Genomic DNA, 17,722 nt, shown 5'->3' with positions numbered 1-17,722 from the left:
GGAGGCGAAAAGATGGAACCATTGGTTGAGATAAAAAATCTGTCGATCCGTTTTCCAGAAGGAAATTCGACCTTTGAGGCAGTCAAGGGCATCAGCTTTTCGATCGGAAAAGGCGAGATCGTCGGAGTAGTCGGCGAGTCAGGGTCAGGAAAATCCATGAGTGCGCTTGCTCTGATGGGGCTGCTTCCGAAGGACGCAGAGATTGCTTCCGGATCGCTCTGTTTTCAGGGAGAAGATCTGGTGACCATGAAACCGGAAAAGCGGAGACAGCTATGCGGCAGCAAAATGGCGATGGTCTTTCAGGAGCCGATGACCTCCTTAAATCCGGTATTGAAAATCGAACGGCAGGTCGGGGAAAGCCTGCGGATCCATACGAAACTCGGAAATGCTGAGATCCATGAACGGGTGGTGCAGGCACTCTCAGAAGTCGGTCTGCCGGACCCGGAGGGGCTGTGCGGTAAATACCCGCATGAACTTTCCGGCGGCATGCGCCAGCGTGTGATGATCGCGCAGGCGATGATCAATTCTCCGAGTCTTCTGATTGCGGATGAGCCGACGACAGCGTTAGACTGTGTCGTTCAGGCACAGATCCTGGAGCTTCTGCGGAATATCCACCGGACCAAGGGAACGTCGATTCTCTTTATTTCTCATGATCTGAATGTTGTGCGTGCGCTCTGCAGCCGTGTGATCGTGGTTTATAAGGGCGAGATCGTGGAAGAAGGGCAGACGGAAGACGTCCTTCTGCATCCGAAGCATGAATATACGCGCCATCTGGTGGCGTCGATTCCGGAGGGAGAAAAAGGGGAAAGCTCCGGCGGGGAGATCCTGCGCCTGACGGATTTGAACGTATTTTACGATGTGCGTGGCGGTCTGTTCCGCAAAAAAGGAAAAAAACACGTAATTCACGATCTGAACCTGTCGGCAAGAGAGGGAGAGATTGTGGGGATCGTGGGCGAGAGCGGCTGCGGCAAGTCGACGCTCAGCAAGACGATCCTGGGACTTCACGACAATTATACGGGTGAGGTGAAGGTGCGTGACGGCGTCCGTCCGCAGATGGTATTTCAGGATCCGGCGGGATCGCTCAACCCGGCGCGGACGATCGGATGGATTCTGGAAGAACCGCTGCGCCTGCGCGGCATCAGGGACCGCGCAGAGCGCAGGCAGCTAGTGAAGGAAATGCTTGAAAATGTCGGACTGGATGAGTCCTTTGCGGCGCGCCATCCGAGAGAGCTTTCTGGCGGTCAGAAACAGCGCATCAGCATCGGCGTGGCCCTTCTCATGGATCCGCGCCTGGTGATCGCGGATGAGCCTGTTTCGGCGCTTGATGTGACGGTCCAGTCCCAGATTTTGAACCTGCTTTTGAAGCTGCACGCCGAAAAGCAGATGACCATCCTCTTTATTTCCCACGATCTGAACGTCGTGCGCGGGCTCTGCAGCCGTGTCATGGTCATTTACAAGGGTGTGATTGTGGAAGAAGGTCTGGCAGAAGAGATCTATGAGCATCCGGCGCACCCGTACACGAAACTTCTGCTGGAAGCGGCGATCGGCGGGGATACAATGGAACTGGATGCGGAGGCAGGAAAGCAGAGTGCGGAGCCGGAGAGAGACAGCCGGATGGAAAAACCTGAGCGGGGACAGACGAAAGAGAACCTTTTGGAACATCAGGAAAAAGAGCGGTCCGTCCAGAATGCACCAAAGAAGATAGCGGGCAGTGGGGAGAAGTGTATCTTTTATGAGCGATGTCCGAAGAGAAGAGAGGCGTGTGCCCATGTGCCGCTGTCACCGGAGGCAGTACAACTTTCAAGGACACACTGGGCGCGGTGTATTCAGATAGAAGCATAATCGGATAAGCTGAAATAGAGAAAAATGAAATAGCAGCCGAAAAAAGACAGACGGTTCGGCCTATGCCAGGGAAAGCGGCATGGCTCGAATCGTCTGTCAATGTTTTTTCCTGCGGTGGGAAATCAAAGTGCGCGGTTGCTCACTGGAAGAATCCTGCTGCCCCTGCTGTGCCTCACCGGAAAGCTGCAGCGGCTCCCGGCGGTGCCGGAGTGAATGGTAAAAAAGCCAGATCAGATCCACCAGGGCGATCAGAAACGCACATCCGGCTAATAGATGAAATACCTCATGCGTCAGGGCAGGATACGGCAGAGCGGATATGATATAAGGAGAAGTCATATTCCGCAGGGAGCTCACCGTCCAGGAGAGACTGTCCGCCATCGTCTGGAGAAGCGATTCATAGGTATCCTCGTTCAGGCGGATCAAACGCCCGTTTAATGAAAGTGCTTTGCGTTCGGGCGGCTCTGGATAGCCGGAAGACGGATCGAGCAGATAGAAATGGCAGGTTCCATTTTCCAGAGAGTAATAATAATATCCGGTCTCTTTCTTTCCATCGTAGGCAGCGCACCCTGTATAATATAAGGAAGGAGCGTTCACCGAGACATAGGGCTGAGCCGGGTTATAAAAATCTTCAAACTTGCACTGGCTGTTTATCGGCCGCGGGGAGTGTGAATTCTCTCCGGCATTCTGCCACAGGAGCAGGATGGACGCGATCAGCACCAGCGCCGGAAGCCACATCTGCCGGCGGTAAAAACGGCGGCTTTTGATGGGGGAATGTTTTTGTTTTTCAGTCAAATTTTTCATACGCTATAGTATAGTCAGTTCTGCGTGGAACGTCAAGAGTTAGTGTATACGACAAAATCCTGCTGCCACCACGTTTTCTTACGGCACTTTCGGTTCCAAAAGTGCCTGCCTGTGAACAATTACTCCATTCCTGGTCATCTGCGCGTGCTTTTTCAATTATTCTTGCAAACAGGGCGAAAAATTGCTATGATGGGAGTGCTGGCATCGGAAGGAGATTGTGCAGTAGGGGAAAGCTTTCGGTGCATGGCAGTCATTTTTGCATCGGCAATATAGAAGGAGAGGCTAAATGGACGCTTACACGAGTTTTGCGGAAGTATATGATATGTTTATGGATAATATTCCCTATGAGGACTGGTGCGGGTACCTGACTTCTCTTTTAAAGGAATATGGGATCAACGATGGTCTGGTGCTGGATCTGGGATGCGGAACCGGCACGCTGACGGAGCTTCTGGCAAAGGAAGGCTATGATATGATCGGCGTGGATGTCTCGGAGGATATGCTGCAGGAAGCAATCGAAAAACGAGCAGAATCCGGGCTGCCAATTTTGTATTTATTGCAGGATATGCGTGAATTTGAATTGTACGGGACGGTCCGGGCGGTCGTGAGTATCTGCGATTCGCTGAATTATATTCTGGATTATGACGATCTGGCGCACGTATTTTCGCTGGTCAACAATTATCTGGATCCGAAGGGAATGTTCATTTTTGACCTGAACACGGAGGCAAAGTTTCAGGCAATGGGAAGTGAGACGATCGCGGAGGTGCGCGACGAGGGGAGCTTCATCTGGGAAAATGAGTATGATGAAGAGGAGAAAATTAACTCCTACGATCTGACGCTCTTTATCCGCGAGGAGGATGACTTATACCGCCGCTATCAGGAGACGCATTTTGAGCGCGCGTGGTCGTTGGACGAGATAAAAAAGGCGCTCACAGAGGCGGGCATGGAATTTGTGGCGGCGTATGACGCATTTACGAAGAACGCGCCGCGAAAAGAGAGCGACCGAATCTATGTGGTTGCGAGAGAACATGGAAAAGAGGTATAAATGATGGAAAAGATAAAAGCAGGTGAAATAACGGGACAGACCGGAGATTATATGCTCCGTGCGACGGCGGCGAATGGTCAGATCCGCGCATTTGCGGCGACTTCCCGCGATCTGGTGGAGAAAGCCAGACAGGCGCACAATACCAGCCCGGTGGCGACCGCAGCGCTGGGACGCCTGATGACGGCAGGGGTCATGATGGGATCGATGATGAAAGCGGACAGTGATCTTTTAACCATCCGGGTCGAGGGCGATGGTCCGATCGGCGGTCTGACAGTGACAGCAGATAAGAACGGCAATGTCAAGGGCTACGCGTTCCACCCGGAGGTAATGCTGCCGCCGAATGCGAAGGGCAAGCTGGATGTGGGCGGTGCGCTGGGAGTCGGCGTCTTGAGCGTAATCCAGGATATCGGTTTGAAAGAGCCGTATGTGGGACAGACGATCCTGGTAACGGGTGAGATTGCGGAAGATCTGACTTATTACTATGCGACCTCCGAGCAGACTCCGTCCTCCGTGGCACTGGGCGTTCTGATGAATAAAGAAAATACGGTGCGCCAGGCAGGCGGATTTATCATCCAGCTTCTTCCGGGAGCAGAGGAAGCGACGATCGCGGCACTTGAAAAGACGATCGGTGAGCTGGAGCCGGTGACGACGATGTTAAATAAGGGAATGACCCCGGAGGACATTCTGGAGCTGATTTTAGGACAATTTGGTCTGGAGATTCTGGATAAGATGCCGATTCAGTTTACCTGCAACTGCACCAAGAGCCGTGTAGAAAAGGCGCTGATCAGCATCGGCGGCAAGGAGCTGCAGGAGATGATCGACGAGGGCAAGAGCATCGAAGTCAACTGCCAGTTCTGCAACAAGCACTATGAATTTAGTGTGGATGAGCTGAAAAAACTGTACGAGAAAGCTAAGAAGTAAAAAGGAATGAGATAATAGATATGGCTGCTGTGCGGAAAAAGGATATTTGGATATGTTCCGCATGGCAGGACAGAAAAAAAGGTAATTGTTCACACATGTGTGAGCAGTAACGAAAAAAGGGATACTGCCGAAGCGGTATCCCTTTTTATAATCACTTTACTTAGATCAATATAACGTATTCGCAAAATATATATCAAACATATTTGGAAAACAGGTACACTGGAAAGTTGATGATTAAAGCTTGGTTACGTTAGTAGCCTGCGGTCCCTTAGCACCGTTAACAACTTCGAACTCTACCTGAGCGCCTTCCTCAAGAGACTTGAAGCCTTCCATGTTCAGTCCGGAGTAGTGAACGAATACATCGTTGCCCTGCTCGTCGCAGATAAATCCGTAACCTTTCTGGTTGTTGAACCACTTTACAGTACCTCTGTTCATATGATACCTCCAAAAAAATATAAAAAATAGTGATGGCCGCATGGATTTACGACCTGTTCCAAGAATAGCATAGTTTCATATTGATGTCAAACGTTTTCGCATAAAATTTCTGGAAATTCAGACATTTAAAAATGGTTAAATTTTTGTGGAAAATAAGGGCATTTGTTACTGTACACACATGTGTGCCCAGTAACGGGTATTTTCCAGAAAGCCGCGAAAGAAAGTGGGGTTGTCAAACCAGAATACGGGGGGTAAAATAGGAGGAAAGAAAAGGGGAAAGAGGTAGGAAAATGAATTATATTTACAATGCGTATCATCATTTTTTGACGATCACGAAACATAAATGCGAGGTCATGAAAAACTGCTTTGCGGTAGGTCTGTACCGCCAGGGACTTCTGCACGATCTCTCCAAGTATTCCTGGGAGGAATTTGCGACCGGCGTTAAATATTATCAGGGAAACCGCAGCCCAAATGCGGCGGAAAAAGAAGAAAAGGGCTATTCGGCGGCATGGCTGCACCACAAGGGACGCAACAAACATCATTTCGAATACTGGATCGATTTTGCACCAGACAAGTCCTGGGGGCTTGTCGGCAATAAAATGCCCCTTCGCTACCTGATCGAGATGGTAATGGACCGGATTGCCGCGTCGAAGGTTTACAAGGGAAAAGATTACACGGATGCGTGTGCGTGGGAATACTTTGAAAGAGGCAGAGATTTTGTCGTGATGCACCCGAGGACGAAGTACCAGCTGGAATATCTCCTCACGATGCTGAAAGAGCAGGGCGAGGAGAGAACCTTTGCGTTCATCCGGGCTCTGCTTGCGCGGGAGAGGGCGAAAGAACAGGCAGTCCGGAGAAAACGGATGGGACACGTGATCCGGGAGATAAGAGAGCGTGGACGGGTTCTGTAATTTATAAGGACAATTCTCTCAGATAATTATGTAAGTACAGCACTGCCGTCTCTGGATCTGTGAAAAGCTGTTCTGAATACGGCACAAACAGCTGCTTACTCTTATAGTCTGCTTTCAGGCATTCATGCCACATCGGAGTGCCATCTGCAAGAAGCGGCTGCGGCACAAACAGCCCGGCTGCGCGGGTGTAGCACGTTTTGGCGGTTGCCTTCTTGCGGGCGGAGCGATCCACATACTGACCGACACTTTTGTGGATGGCGCAGTCCTCGTAGATCATATAGTAATAATTCTCATAATCGCTGTAAAATCGTTTCAGTTCCCCGGAATATAATGGAAGGTCGAGCGTCAGGCGGTTTCCTTCCGCCGACAGCTCCAGCTCACCGATAGAAAACTGGAATCCACTTGTCAGAGAGACGGGGCTTTCATAGTGAAGCAGCAGGTGCTTTTCTGAGTTTCCGTCCGCATATGGGATATCACGGCTTTCTGAACCTTTGAAAGAAAAATCGCCGGTCAGAAAGTCCGGGTAGGCGAGAATCGGCAGAATCTGCGGCATTCCCTTTAAGTCATCCTCGTTATGGAGAATCAGAAGGTGTTTCAGCAGTTCAGAGTGCGTCTGTAAATATTCACCGTAAACCTCGATGAGCTGACCGCCGTTGTACTTATCTTCGCGGGCAATGCCGAGGAACCGCTCGATGCTTTTCTGTTTCAGATTTTCAAGTCCCAGCAATTTCTTTAATGGGCGTATTTTCTTATAAATATCAAAACTTTTAACTGCTTCAAAATTCCAGTCCTTTTTATAAAAAACACAGCGTTTCGTCAGAAATGGAATGTCAAACCCGTCGCCGTTGAAATGGACGAGGATGCGCTTTGTCCGGAGAAGTGCAAAAAAAGCGTCGAGAACCTCTTCCTCTGCATCCCTCGTCTCGGCAAAATACTGGGTCAGAATCCAGGTGTTTCCGTCGTGCCAGACGCAGCCGATCAGATAGACCGAGGCGTAGTCGCCGGAAAAGCCGGTTGTCTCGATATCGAAAAAGAGCAGATTGGAGATAGCTCCTAACCGTTTGGGCGGATAAGAGGAAGTAAAGGTCAGCGGATTTTGAATGGTGATCATTTGGCAGTATCCTCCTGTGTCGGTTTATAATGTCCGCCCCAGATCCGCATTGCGTCGGGGATTGGTTTCAGACTGTAACCTATGGCGTTATTATAAATTCATCGGAAGTGAAAAGCAACCGTTTAACAACACTTTGCAAGAATTCTCCCATACTCTCTAGGTGGTGAGATGAATTGCCTTTTGGGAAAATCATGCAATATCTGGCATATTAAAACTGCACATATCTGTGCACATAAATGAAAATAAACATGTGAGAACAAATGTTCTAAAAGACATAGACAAACAAGCGTTCTTGTGTTATAATATAATCAGTCGAAAGCAAAAGGAAAGGCTGATTTTATGAGAAAATTAGATAGTAATGCACACTCAGTATTTTTACTCTATTATCATTTGATTCTGGTTATAAAATACCGAAAAAAGGTACTGACGGATCCTGTTTCTGATCGGACCCGGGAGATTTTTGAATATATCGCTCCGAAGTATCATGTTACATTAGAGGAATGGAATCATGATCGGGATCATGTTCATATTATGTTCCGGGCCCATCCGAAATCGGAACTCAGCAAATTTATTAATGCGTATAAAAGCGCAAGCAGCCGATTGATAAAAAAGAGTATCCGGAGATTCGGCAGAAGCTTTGGAAAGAAATGTTCTGGAGCCAGAGTTTTTGCCTGTTAAGTGCTGGTGGTGCACCCATTGAGGTCATCCGCCAGTACATAGAAACGCAGGGAGAAAATAAGAGTGAACATCGTGTACCGTTTTCGGATTTACCCGAATAAATCTCAAAAAGAATTATTTGCAAGGACATTTGGCTGTGTGCGTTTCGTGTATAACCGGATGCTGGTAGAGAAGAAAGAATATTATGAGAAAACCGGAAAAGTATTAAAGGTTACGCCTGCAAAGTATAAGGCGGAGTTTCCGTGGCTGAAGGAGGTAGACAGCCTGGCATTGTGTAATGCACAGCTGCATCTGCAGACAGCCTATAAGAACTTCTTTCGGGATTCTTCGGTTGGTTTTCCGAAGTTCAAGTCAAAAAAGAATCCGGTAAGAAGTTATACGACAAACTGCGTAAATGGAAATATTACTTTGCAGAGTGGTAAACTGAAACTTCCGAAAGCAGGTTGGATCCGCATAAAACAGCATCGGAGTATCGATGATAGTTATATATTGAAGGGTGCCACCGTCAGCCAGGAAGCAGATGACAAGTATTATGTGTCATTACTATATGCGGCAGAAGAACCGGAATATGAAATTAGGTCAGTAAAAATCGCAATCGGACTTGATTTTTCCATGAGTGAATTGTATGTAGATTCCAATGGAGCTCATGCAGACTATCCTCACTTTTTCCGAAAGTCCCAGGAAAAACTTGCAAGGGAGCAGCGCAGGCTGAGTCATTGCGAAAAGGGGAGCAGCCGTTACATGAAACAGAAAAAGAAAATAGCCAGACTCCATGCTCATATTGCACGTCAGCGGAAAGATTATCTGCACAAGGAATCCAGAAAGATAACCAATTTTTATGATCTTGTGTGCATAGAATCTTTGAACATGAAAGAAATGAGCCAGGATTCAAGGTTTGGAAAGAGTGTTCATGATAATGTATGGGGAATGTTTACTGATTTCCTTTCCTACAAATTAGAACGTGCCGGTAAGAAAATGGTTCGTATCGATAAGTGGTACCCCAGTTCAAAAATCTGCAGCTGCTGCGGAAAACTCAAAAAAGATCTAAAACTGGAAGACCGTATGTATAGCTGTACCTGCGGAAATCAGATGAACCGTGATGAGAATGCAGCTATCAATATTTGCAGAGAAGGGTTGAGGATATCGGGAGTTGAACTTGATACAGAAAGAAAAATTTCCTGATTTCCCCCAAAACGTAGATTTTGTTCGGGACTGCGTAGATACGAAACAGTCCCGTTCATAATAACAGAACCGTGGGACACACGGGGATAGCTCGCCTATGCTTTGCCCAATAGGGCAATCGAACGAGAAGCCCCCACTTCCAGCGTTGGCTAAGTGGAGGGAGTATGTCACAATGACAAAACAATAACACAGCCAGTATCGTGAAATATCCGTTCTGGCAGTTGAGTAAAAAGAAAAACAATTTGTAAACCTTCAGTGGTACAAGTTTGGCAATCTTTTGAAATTCCGATATACTAGAAAATGTCGGAAGTGACAGCGGGAAATGTGGTTGTACCAATATGGCAATTCGGGAATTTTTGGCGGAAAGACTGGCAGATTATGAGATCACGCGCGAATTTGCCTTGCTAAAGGAGTTTTCAAAGACTGAAAGCGGAAAGATTCGTAAAAAAGAACTGTGAAAATTGCTTTTTCTTGTCGAAAAAAGAAAATGATTTATTGTGCAAAATGACAAAAGTGACGTTGACAAAATTGGAAAAGAGTGGTATATTTACATACAGCAATCAAACTATTTAATGTAACGGTTGTGAACGTGACCGGAGAGCTGCTTTCTGTGGGGGAAAAGCGGCTCTCTTTTTATGTCATAGGAAACTTCGTCCTATGTGTTTGACTTTTTGTATAGTGACCGCTACAATAAATATGTGTTTCTAAAAATCATTTATAAGGGAGACAAACCATATGATAAGAGATGGCTTTATCCGGGTTGCCGCGTCAACGCCGGAAGTGAAGGTGGCAGATGTAGAGTACAACCGGGAACAGGTTTGTGAACAGATAGAGGAGGGGCGCAAAAAGGGCGCTTCGATTATGGTATTTCCAGAGCTGGTGCTGACGGGATATACGTGCGGTGAGCTGTTTATCCAGAAATCGCTGCTGGCGAAGGCAAAGGAAGAGCTTAGGAAGCTGATCGCCTTTACAGCTGGCGATTCAATGCTTGTATTTGTAGGACTTCCGTGGGAATACAACAATAAATTGTACAATGTGGCAGCGGCGATCCAGGATGGAAAGCTGCTCGGTCTGGTTCCGAAGAGATGGATTCCAAACTATTCTGAATTTTATGAGGGACGTTATTTCAACCCGGGCTGGGAAAAGACAATCGACGTTTCCTGGGACGGTTATCAGGTGCCAATGGGAATGAAGCTTTTATTTTCCTGTGACAATGTGGAAAATCTCGTCGTGGGGGCGGAGATCTGCGAGGACGTCTGGGTTTTAAATCCGCCGAGTATTGCACACGCGTCGGCGGGGGCAACGGTGATCGTCAACTGTTCTGCCAGCGATGAGGTGACAGGCAAGAGCGAGTACCGCAGAAGTCTGATCAGCGGTCAGTCGGCGCGGCTTCTCTGTGCGTATATTTACGCCAATGCGGGCGAGGGAGAGTCTTCCCAGGATCTCGTTTTTGGCGGCCAGAATATTATCGCTGAGAATGGCAATATCCTGTCGGAGTCAGCGCGATTTGAGAATCAGACGATCTACGCAGATATCGATTTGGAACGTCTGGAATGTGAGCGCCGCCGGATGACGACCTATCAGACCGAAGGCCGTGAGGATTACCGGTTTGTAAGCTTTACGCTGGATCGGAAACCGCTTGCGCTGGAGCGCGCGATCGATCCGACCCCGTTTGTCCCACACGATGCGGGCAGCCGGAACCGCCGCTGCGAGGAGATCCTTTCGATCCAGGCGATGGGATTGAAAAAACGTCTCAAACATACCGGATGCCGCCATGCTGTCGTTGGTATTTCAGGCGGTCTGGATTCAACGCTGGCACTTTTAGTAACCGTGCGCGCCTTTGATCTGCTGGGGATTCCGCGTGAAAATATCCTGTCTGTGACGATGCCGTGCTTTGGTACGACTGACCGGACGTACCAGAATGCCTGCCAGCTCACGAAAAAGCTGGGGGCGACCTTGAAAGAAGTCGATATCCGAGAGGCAGTTACGATCCATTTCCGTGACATTGAACAGGATCCGTCGGTTCATGATGTAACGTATGAAAATTCACAGGCACGCCAGAGAACGCTGGTTCTGATGAACCTTGCCAATAAGATCGGCGGTCTTGTCATCGGTACCGGCGATATGTCGGAGCTGGCGCTTGGCTGGGCGACCTACAACGGCGATCATATGTCGATGTACGGTGTCAACTGCTCGGTTCCGAAGATGCTGGTGCGCCATCTGGTGCGCTATTATGCAGATACCTGTGGCGAGAAAGAGCTTTCTGATATTCTGCTGGATGTACTGGATACGCCGGTCAGCCCGGAGCTTCTGCCGCCGGAGGAGGATGGAAAGATCGCGCAGAAAACGGAGGATTTGGTTGGTCCTTATGAGCTGCATGATTTCTATCTCTACTATATATTAAGATTCGGCTACCGTCCGGGCAAGATTTACCGCCTGGCGCGTCAGGCATTTGACGGTGCTTATGATAAGGAAACGATCCTTAAATGGCTGAAGGTGTTCTACCGCCGTTTCTTCAACCAGCAGTTTAAGCGTTCCTGCCTGCCGGATGGTCCGAAGGTAGGTTCTGCTGCAGTATCGCCGCGCGGCGACCTGCGTATGCCGAGCGATGCGTGCAGCCGCCTGTGGTTGGAGGAGCTGGAAACACTGGATGAGGATTGCGTTTACGGAGTGCCGGAGACGAAAGCGGCAGGAGGCAGCCTATGATCGCGAGCACGGGCAACGCCCGTGTCAGAGCGGTGACGGCGCTTGCAAAGAAAGCAAAAGCAAGACGGGAACAGGGCGTCTTTTTGGTGGAAGGTCCGAAGATGTTCGGGGAACTGCCGGTGGAGAGACGCCGCGAAGTCTATGTGTCGGAAAATTTTCTGCGCCAGCAGGGGGAAAGAGCAGAAAAACTGCTGGCTGGCTGCCGGTATGAGACGGTGACGGATGAGGTCATGCGCCATATGTCGGACACCCAGACACCGCAGGGGATCCTGGCGGTAGCGGAACAGTTTTCCTATCAGCTCCTAGATGTGCTGAAAAATAGCCCGGACGGAAAGGTACCGGAGCTTGTGATTCTGGAGACGCTGCAGGATCCGGGTAATCTGGGAACAATCCTGCGTGCCGGAGAGGGGGCGGGTGTGACAGGCATCATTCTTGACCGTGGTTCAGCTGATATTTACAGCCCGAAGGTCATCCGTTCCACGATGGGCTCGATCTACCGGGTGCCGTTTATTTACACGGACGACCTGCATCAGACGATCGGGGAAGTAAAAAAGCAGGGAATCCGCCTCTATGCGGCGCATTTAAAGGGGAAACATAACTATGAAGAAGAAAATTATACAGGTCCGTCCGGCTTCCTGATCGGAAATGAGGCAAATGGTCTGACCGAGGAGACGGCGGCGCTTGCTGACGCGTGGGTGAGGATTCCGATGGCTGGAAAGGTTGAATCCCTCAATGCAGCAGTGGCGGCTTCGGTGCTGCTGTTTGAGACGGCACGGCAGAGACGGCAGTAAATTGCATTTTTTGAAACAATGTTTTTAAGCCGGATAGTTTGTGCAAATAGAGAGCTGTGAAGAAATAAATTGAACTGCAGATCGATATGTTCCATTAAGAAGTTTGTAATAAAACTGTAAGTTCAAAAACAGAGCTGATCGGTTGATAAATGTCAGAAAATATCGTATACTAGTTTTAAGATATCAGGGTCAAAAGACCTATATGGAAGGAGGGGATGACATGGCAGTATGGTGTGTCTGGCTGGCGGTGTTTGTAGTGTGTATCGGGCTGGAAGCAGCGTCGATGGCGCTGACTTCGATCTGGTTTGCTGGAGGCGCTCTGATTGCGTGTGTCCTGTCGATCGCGGGAGTGAATATTTACATCCAGATGGCAGTGTTTGTCGTTGTTTCATTCCTTCTTTTGTATTCAACAAGACCATTGGCACTCCGGTATATCAATCAGAAGACGGTGCGGACCAATGTGGACGCGCTGGTGGGTAAAAAAGCGCGGGTAACCGCAGAGATTGATAACGACGAGGCGAGAGGGACGGCGATGGTGTCCGGCCAGGAATGGACGGCACGCTCGGCGGATGGAAGCCGGATTCCGAGGGATACGATGGTACAGATTCAGGCGGTCAGCGGCGTCAAGCTGATTGTCAGCAAATGTAAGGAGGAGTAGGAAATATGGGAGCAGTTATCAGTTTTCTTGTCATTGCGATTGTGGTACTTCTGATTTTGTCATCCTGTATCCGGATTGTGCCGCAGGCACAGGCATTAGTCGTAGAGCGTCTGGGTGCTTATCTGGAGACATGGTCGGTTGGTGTGCATTTCAAGGTGCCGTTCATTGACCGCGTGGCAAAAAGAGTCATTTTAAAAGAGCAGGTTGTAGATTTTGCACCGCAGCCGGTTATCACGAAAGATAACGTTACGATGAAGATTGATACGGTTGTATTTTTCCAGATCACGGATCCGAAGCTGTTTGCTTATGGTGTTGAGAACCCGATCATGGCGATCGAGAACCTGACGGCGACCACCCTTCGAAATATCATCGGTGATCTCGAACTTGACCAGACCTTAACCTCCCGTGAGACGATCAACACGAAGATGCGCGCTGCACTCGATGTGGCGACAGACCCGTGGGGAATCAAGGTAAACCGTGTTGAGTTGAAAAATATCATTCCTCCGGCAGCCATTCAGGATGCGATGGAGAAACAGATGAAGGCAGAGCGTGAGCGCCGTGAGTCCATTCTCCGTGCCGAAGGCGAGAAGAAATCGACGATCCTGGTAGCCGAAGGTAAGAAAGAGTCCGCGATTCTGGAAGCAGAAGCAGAGAAGGAAGCGGCGATCCTGCGTGCAGAAGCAGAGAAGGAAAAGATGATCCGCGAGGCAGAAGGTGAGGCGGAAGCGATCCTCAAAGTTCAGAAAGCGGAAGCAGACGGACTTCGCTTCATCAAGGAAGCAGGCGCGGACAATGCAGTGCTGCAGCTCAAGAGCCTGGAGGCATTTGCCAAAGCAGCGGACGGCAAGGCGACGAAGATCATCATCCCGTCCGAGATCCAGGGCATTGCCGGTCTGGTAAAGGGTCTGACGGAAGTTGGCACGGATGTTCAAAAGGCAGAGTAGCCGGGAGTGAGCGGCTCTAAGTTATAAAAAGAAGGTATAAGAAAAGGCTGATGGTTATGTAAAGCAGGAACCGCAGCCTTTTTCGATTTCTTTTTTGACAAGCCTGCGGACATTCGGTATAATATCCCATAGTGATATGTATACCCATATATGTTGATGAAAGGGTATATGCAAGAAGCTATGTGCTATATGAAGAATGAAGCTGTTGTTTGCGAATATAAGTAAGGAGTGGATGCGTTGAACCTGCAGGAAAAAAGAAAGAAAAGCGCGAATATCGCGTTTGCCCTGGATATACTTCATATCGTAGTGGGTATATTGATTGTGATATTTGCGGTTCTTGCGTTTCTGAACCCGGATGAAAACCGGATTTTGTTTCCGGTAATCTTTCTTCTGGCGGCGGTACTGAATTTTGCCAATGGCTATGACCGCTATCGCCGGGGAAGGGGAAGAAAGCATCTGCGGACCGGCGGAATGATCCTGATGGCAGTGGGAGCAGGATTGTTCCTTTTATGTATTGTCAGTACACTTACAATATGGTGGGGGTAATAAAAGTGAAAACAGAAGTTTTGCGAATGTTAAAAGAAACGGATGATTACCTGTCCGGACAGGAGATCTGTGAGCGTTTAAATGTATCACGGACGGCAGTCTGGAAAGTTATCAAACAGTTGGAGACAGAAGGATATGAGATAGAGGCGGTCCGGAACCGCGGTTACCGGCTGCGTTTCCTGGGCGATATTCTCAGCCAGGCAGAGCTGGAGAGCAGCATCGACAGCGGGTGGGCTGGAAAAAATATTTTATATTTTGACGAGACGGATTCTACCAATACCGAGATCAAGAAAGCGGCGGAGAAAGATGCCCCGCACGGTACGCTGGCAGTCGCGGATTATCAGTCGATGGGAAAGGGACGCCGCGGAAGAAGCTGGGCGGCGCCGCATGGCGTCGGCATCTGGATGAGCCTGCTTCTGCGCCCGGAGCTTCCTCCGACCTGCGCGTCGATGCTGACGCTGGTGGCGGCTCTGGCAGTTGCCGACGGGATTCGGGAGGTTTGTGATCTGGAGGCAAAGATCAAGTGGCCGAACGATATCGTCGTCAATGGAAAGAAGGTCTGCGGTATCCTGACCGAGATGAGCACGGAATTAGAGTGTATTAATTATATCGTGACTGGTATTGGTATCAACGTGGCAAATCACGAGTTCCCGGAGGAGATTCGGGATGTGGCAACGTCTCTGTATCTGGAGACAGGAAAAGAAGTGCGCCGCAGCCAGCTTATCGCCGCGATCATGCGTGCGTATGAGGGATATTATGATAAATTCATGGAAAACCAGAACATGAAATCCCTGATGGACGTTTATAACAGCCGTCTTGCAAACTGCGGTACACAGGTGCGCGTCCTGTCTCCGGGCAATGAGTATACGGGCATGGCGCTCGGAATTGACGAGATGGGCGAACTGCTGGTCCGCACAGAAGACGGAAAGGTGTGCAAGGTGATCTCAGGAGAGGTATCTGTCCGGGGCATTTACGGATATGTATAAAGATTTTTATGCGTCGTTGAAGCCTTTAGAGGGGGAAATACCTTATGCGGAAGAAGAGAGGCTGGCGGCATCCGGCGCTCCATTGCTCTCCTGGTACCGGAAAAACCGGCGGCTCCTTCCGTGGCGGGAGAATCCGGAACCGTATTCGGTCTGGATTTCGGAGATCATGCTGCAGCAGACGCGGGTAGAGGCGGTCAAACCGTACTTTGCCCGTTTTATGGAAGCACTCCCGGACATTACCTCGCTCGCGCAGGTGGACGAAGAGCGGCTTTTGAAGCTGTGGGAGGGACTTGGGTATTATTCCAGAGCCCGGAACCTAAAAAAGGCAGCGGTCTGCCTGATGGAAGACTACGGCGGTCAGATGCCGGCGTCGCGGGATGAGATATTGAAACTTCCGGGCATCGGAAGTTATACAGCTGGGGCAGTTGCGTCGATCGCGTATGATCTGCCGGCTCCGGCGCTGGATGGAAATGTGGTGCGTGTTCTGACACGCCTGTTTGCTGACCCACAGGACAGCACGAAGCCGGCGCTTCGAAAGAAATATGAGCGGCGCCTGGAGGCGGAACTTGTGCGCCGGACGGAGGAGAGAGATTCCTATTTGTCAGCCGGTGATGATGCCGGTGAGGTTTCCACGGCATTACGGTCAGAAGAGTTATTTCATCCAGGTGAATATAATCAGGCATGGATTGAGCTGGGCGCGCTTGTCTGCATCCCGGGCGGACGTCCGCTCTGTGAGAAGTGCCCGTTGGAATCCCTTTGTCTGGCGCACCGGCGGGGAGAGGAGGAGCAATATCCGGTCAAGCCGCCGAAAAAGCCGCGCCGGATCGAGAAAAAAACGGTCTGCCTGATTGAGTGGGAGGATACGGTGGCGATCCGCAAGCGCAGCAGCAAGGGATTGTTGGCGTCCCTCTACGAATATGTCAATCTGGACGGAAAAAAGAGTGCGGCGGAGGCAGCGAAAGAACTGGGGATCGCGGAGGCGGATATCAGGGAAACCGAGGATCTGCCGGATGCAGTCCACATTTTTTCCCATGTTGAATGGCATATGTGCGGACGCAGAATCCGCCTGAAACGGGCATCCGGTTATCAGGATAAAACAGTTTTGATGGTGCGCCGGGCGGAGCTGCAGGATCGCTATCCGATCCCCAATGCATTTCGCGTGTATACAAATATATTAATATGAAATACTGTTAGTGTGGGGGAGCAGGAGAAAGGGCGATTATGAAAAAAATGCTTTTTATCATCAATCCGAGATCTGGCAAAGAACAGATTCGAAGTCGTCTTCTTGAAATTTTAGATAGTTTTGTAAAGGCGGGCTATGGACCGTCTGTTTATATTACGCAGGGCCCGAAGGATGCGGAGTATCAGGCGGCGCGTGCGAAAACGAAGGAACTGGTCGTGTGCAGCGGCGGGGACGGTACGCTTAACGAGGTGGTATCGGGGCTGATGACGATCACCCCGGAAAAGCGCCCGGAGTTAGGATATATCCCGTCGGGTTCCACGAACGATTTCGCATCCAGTCTGGGACTTCCGAAAAATATGCGGAAAGCGGCGCAGACAGCTGCGCTGGGAAAACCATTTCTGGTGGATGTCGGTGTATTCGGCAAAAACCGGTATTTCGTCTATGTGGCGGCGTTCGGAGCATTTACGGAGGTATCCTATTCGACCCCGCAGGAGACGAAAAATATTTTGGGGCATCAGGCATATATGCTGGAAGCCATCAAACGCCTGACAGGGCTTAAATCCTACCGGATGCGCCTTACGTGGGAACATCTGGGGGAGCAGAGAGAATTGGAAGAGGAATTTATTCTGGGAATGGTGACCAATACGACCTCGATCGGAGGTTTTAAAGGACTGGTTGGTATGGACGTGGCGCTGGATGACGGGGAGTTTGAGGTGCTTCTGGTCCGGAAACCGCGCACGCCGCTTGACATTGCAAGTATTGCTGCTTATCTGATTCAGAGAGAGGGCGAAAATGAATGCGTATTCAAGTTCCGCACCTCGAAACTGACGGTACAGTCGGAGGAGCTGGTGGACTGGTCGCTGGACGGTGAGTTTGGCGGAAGCCAGACAGAGGTCGTGATTGAAAATAAACCAAGAGAGATTGCGATCAGGGTGCCTGAAGTTACGGTTCGCGGGTAGGCACTTTTGGAACCGAAAGTGCCGTA

At 49.8% G+C, this 17,722-nt stretch carries 16 protein-coding genes and 1 pseudogene; 14 read left to right on the top strand and 3 right to left on the bottom strand.

What is annotated here, in order from left to right; all coding sequences use genetic code 11:
• Window positions 1–12: 12 nt before the first annotated feature.
• On the top strand, window positions 13–1,842 hold the full coding sequence (locus DWY89_RS09030) for an ABC transporter ATP-binding protein (RefSeq protein ID WP_118524601.1): 1,830 nt from the start codon (window positions 13–15) through the stop codon (window positions 1,840–1,842).
• Window positions 1,843–1,938: 96 nt separating this feature from the next.
• On the opposite strand, the gene DWY89_RS09025 is transcribed toward DWY89_RS09030, so the two are convergent.
• Window positions 1,939–2,634 (bottom strand): hypothetical protein, encoded by a 696-nt coding sequence (locus tag DWY89_RS09025; protein WP_147352089.1) that lies wholly within the window; start codon window positions 2,632–2,634, stop codon window positions 1,939–1,941.
• A gap of 295 nt (window positions 2,635–2,929) precedes the next feature.
• Here DWY89_RS09025 and DWY89_RS09020 point away from each other — a divergent pair, with 295 nt between their 5' ends.
• Both DWY89_RS09020 and hslO read left to right on the top strand, forming a co-directional pair.
• On the top strand, window positions 2,930–3,685 hold the full coding sequence (locus DWY89_RS09020) for a class I SAM-dependent methyltransferase (RefSeq protein WP_022359795.1): 756 nt from the start codon (window positions 2,930–2,932) through the stop codon (window positions 3,683–3,685).
• Window positions 3,686–4,606: an Hsp33 family molecular chaperone HslO gene (gene hslO / locus DWY89_RS09015; protein WP_333489824.1), complete on the top strand. Its 921-nt coding sequence runs from the start codon at window positions 3,686–3,688 to the stop codon at window positions 4,604–4,606.
• A gap of 234 nt (window positions 4,607–4,840) precedes the next feature.
• Here the strand turns inward: hslO and DWY89_RS09010 are convergent, their stop codons facing one another.
• Window positions 4,841–5,041: a cold shock domain-containing protein gene (locus tag DWY89_RS09010; protein WP_022359797.1), complete on the bottom strand. Its 201-nt coding sequence runs from the start codon at window positions 5,039–5,041 to the stop codon at window positions 4,841–4,843.
• 290 nt (window positions 5,042–5,331) lie between these two features.
• Here DWY89_RS09010 and DWY89_RS09005 point away from each other — a divergent pair, with 290 nt between their 5' ends.
• Complete coding sequence (locus DWY89_RS09005) at window positions 5,332–5,952, top strand: DUF5662 family protein (protein ID WP_022359798.1); 621 nt, start codon at window positions 5,332–5,334, stop codon at window positions 5,950–5,952.
• Between the two features lies 1 nt (window position 5,953).
• Here DWY89_RS09005 and DWY89_RS09000 read toward each other — a convergent pair whose 3' ends face one another.
• The gene (locus DWY89_RS09000; RefSeq protein ID WP_118524600.1) at window positions 5,954–7,063 is read right to left on the bottom strand and encodes a ribonuclease H-like domain-containing protein; all 1,110 of its coding nucleotides are present in this window, start codon (window positions 7,061–7,063) and stop codon (window positions 5,954–5,956) included.
• A 339-nt stretch (window positions 7,064–7,402) separates the two neighbouring features.
• Here DWY89_RS09000 and tnpA point away from each other — a divergent pair.
• From tnpA to DWY89_RS08950, 10 genes and pseudogenes are all read left to right on the top strand, one after another.
• Window positions 7,403–7,842: pseudogene (tnpA, locus tag DWY89_RS08995) on the top strand (IS200/IS605 family transposase).
• Window positions 7,805–8,923, top strand: a complete 1,119-nt coding sequence (locus DWY89_RS08990) for an RNA-guided endonuclease TnpB family protein (RefSeq protein ID WP_118524599.1) — start codon at window positions 7,805–7,807, stop codon at window positions 8,921–8,923. The pseudogene tnpA and the gene DWY89_RS08990 overlap by 38 nt, the downstream one beginning before the upstream one ends.
• Before the next feature lie 738 nt (window positions 8,924–9,661).
• A complete protein-coding gene (locus DWY89_RS08985; protein ID WP_181986239.1) occupies window positions 9,662–11,629 on the top strand; it encodes an NAD(+) synthase in 1,968 nt (655 codons plus the stop codon).
• Entirely contained in the window at window positions 11,626–12,420 is a 795-nt protein-coding gene (locus tag DWY89_RS08980; protein ID WP_118523525.1) for an RNA methyltransferase, read from the top strand. Before DWY89_RS08985 ends, DWY89_RS08980 begins: the two co-directional genes overlap by 4 nt.
• Before the next feature lie 220 nt (window positions 12,421–12,640).
• The gene (locus tag DWY89_RS08975; RefSeq protein ID WP_118524598.1) at window positions 12,641–13,078 is read left to right on the top strand and encodes an NfeD family protein; all 438 of its coding nucleotides are present in this window, start codon (window positions 12,641–12,643) and stop codon (window positions 13,076–13,078) included.
• Between the two features lie 5 nt (window positions 13,079–13,083).
• On the top strand, window positions 13,084–14,022 hold the full coding sequence (locus DWY89_RS08970; RefSeq protein WP_118524597.1) for an SPFH domain-containing protein: 939 nt from the start codon (window positions 13,084–13,086) through the stop codon (window positions 14,020–14,022).
• Between the two features lie 237 nt (window positions 14,023–14,259).
• Window positions 14,260–14,568, top strand: a complete 309-nt coding sequence (locus tag DWY89_RS08965) for a DUF6637 family protein (protein ID WP_118523524.1) — start codon at window positions 14,260–14,262, stop codon at window positions 14,566–14,568.
• A gap of 5 nt (window positions 14,569–14,573) precedes the next feature.
• Window positions 14,574–15,554, top strand: a complete 981-nt coding sequence (locus tag DWY89_RS08960; RefSeq protein ID WP_118523523.1) for a biotin--[acetyl-CoA-carboxylase] ligase — start codon at window positions 14,574–14,576, stop codon at window positions 15,552–15,554.
• On the top strand, window positions 15,547–16,737 hold the full coding sequence (locus tag DWY89_RS08955; RefSeq protein WP_118523522.1) for an A/G-specific adenine glycosylase: 1,191 nt from the start codon (window positions 15,547–15,549) through the stop codon (window positions 16,735–16,737). The genes DWY89_RS08960 and DWY89_RS08955 overlap by 8 nt, the downstream gene beginning before the upstream one ends.
• 38 nt (window positions 16,738–16,775) lie before the next feature.
• Window positions 16,776–17,696 (top strand): YegS/Rv2252/BmrU family lipid kinase, encoded by a 921-nt coding sequence (locus tag DWY89_RS08950; RefSeq protein WP_107000161.1) that lies wholly within the window; start codon window positions 16,776–16,778, stop codon window positions 17,694–17,696.
• Window positions 17,697–17,722 lie beyond the last annotated feature (26 nt).

Source organism: Clostridium sp. AF27-5AA (assembly GCF_003478415.1).
GTDB lineage: Bacteria > Bacillota > Clostridia > Lachnospirales > Lachnospiraceae > Otoolea > Otoolea fessa.
The sequence above is the reverse complement of the archived record's forward strand: the minus strand, read 5'-3'. Positions and strand labels throughout refer to the sequence as shown.

Excerpts from the sequence above, each read along its gene's own strand:
- DWY89_RS08955 (WP_118523522.1), top strand. The coding sequence starts at position 15,547 with ATGTATAAAGATTTTTATGCGTCGTTGAAGCCTTTAGAGGGGGAAATA.
- hslO (WP_333489824.1), top strand. The coding sequence starts at position 3,686 with ATGATGGAAAAGATAAAAGCAGGTGAAATAACGGGACAGACCGGAGAT.
- DWY89_RS09000 (WP_118524600.1), bottom strand. The coding sequence starts at position 7,063 with ATGATCACCATTCAAAATCCGCTGACCTTTACTTCCTCTTATCCGCCC.
- DWY89_RS08970 (WP_118524597.1), top strand. The coding sequence starts at position 13,084 with ATGGGAGCAGTTATCAGTTTTCTTGTCATTGCGATTGTGGTACTTCTG.
- DWY89_RS09010 (WP_022359797.1), bottom strand. The coding sequence starts at position 5,041 with ATGAACAGAGGTACTGTAAAGTGGTTCAACAACCAGAAAGGTTACGGA.
- DWY89_RS09030 (WP_118524601.1), top strand. The coding sequence starts at position 13 with ATGGAACCATTGGTTGAGATAAAAAATCTGTCGATCCGTTTTCCAGAA.
- DWY89_RS08975 (WP_118524598.1), top strand. The coding sequence starts at position 12,641 with ATGGCAGTATGGTGTGTCTGGCTGGCGGTGTTTGTAGTGTGTATCGGG.
- DWY89_RS08980 (WP_118523525.1), top strand. The coding sequence starts at position 11,626 with ATGATCGCGAGCACGGGCAACGCCCGTGTCAGAGCGGTGACGGCGCTT.
- DWY89_RS09020 (WP_022359795.1), top strand. The coding sequence starts at position 2,930 with ATGGACGCTTACACGAGTTTTGCGGAAGTATATGATATGTTTATGGAT.
- DWY89_RS09005 (WP_022359798.1), top strand. The coding sequence starts at position 5,332 with ATGAATTATATTTACAATGCGTATCATCATTTTTTGACGATCACGAAA.
- DWY89_RS08950 (WP_107000161.1), top strand. The coding sequence starts at position 16,776 with ATGAAAAAAATGCTTTTTATCATCAATCCGAGATCTGGCAAAGAACAG.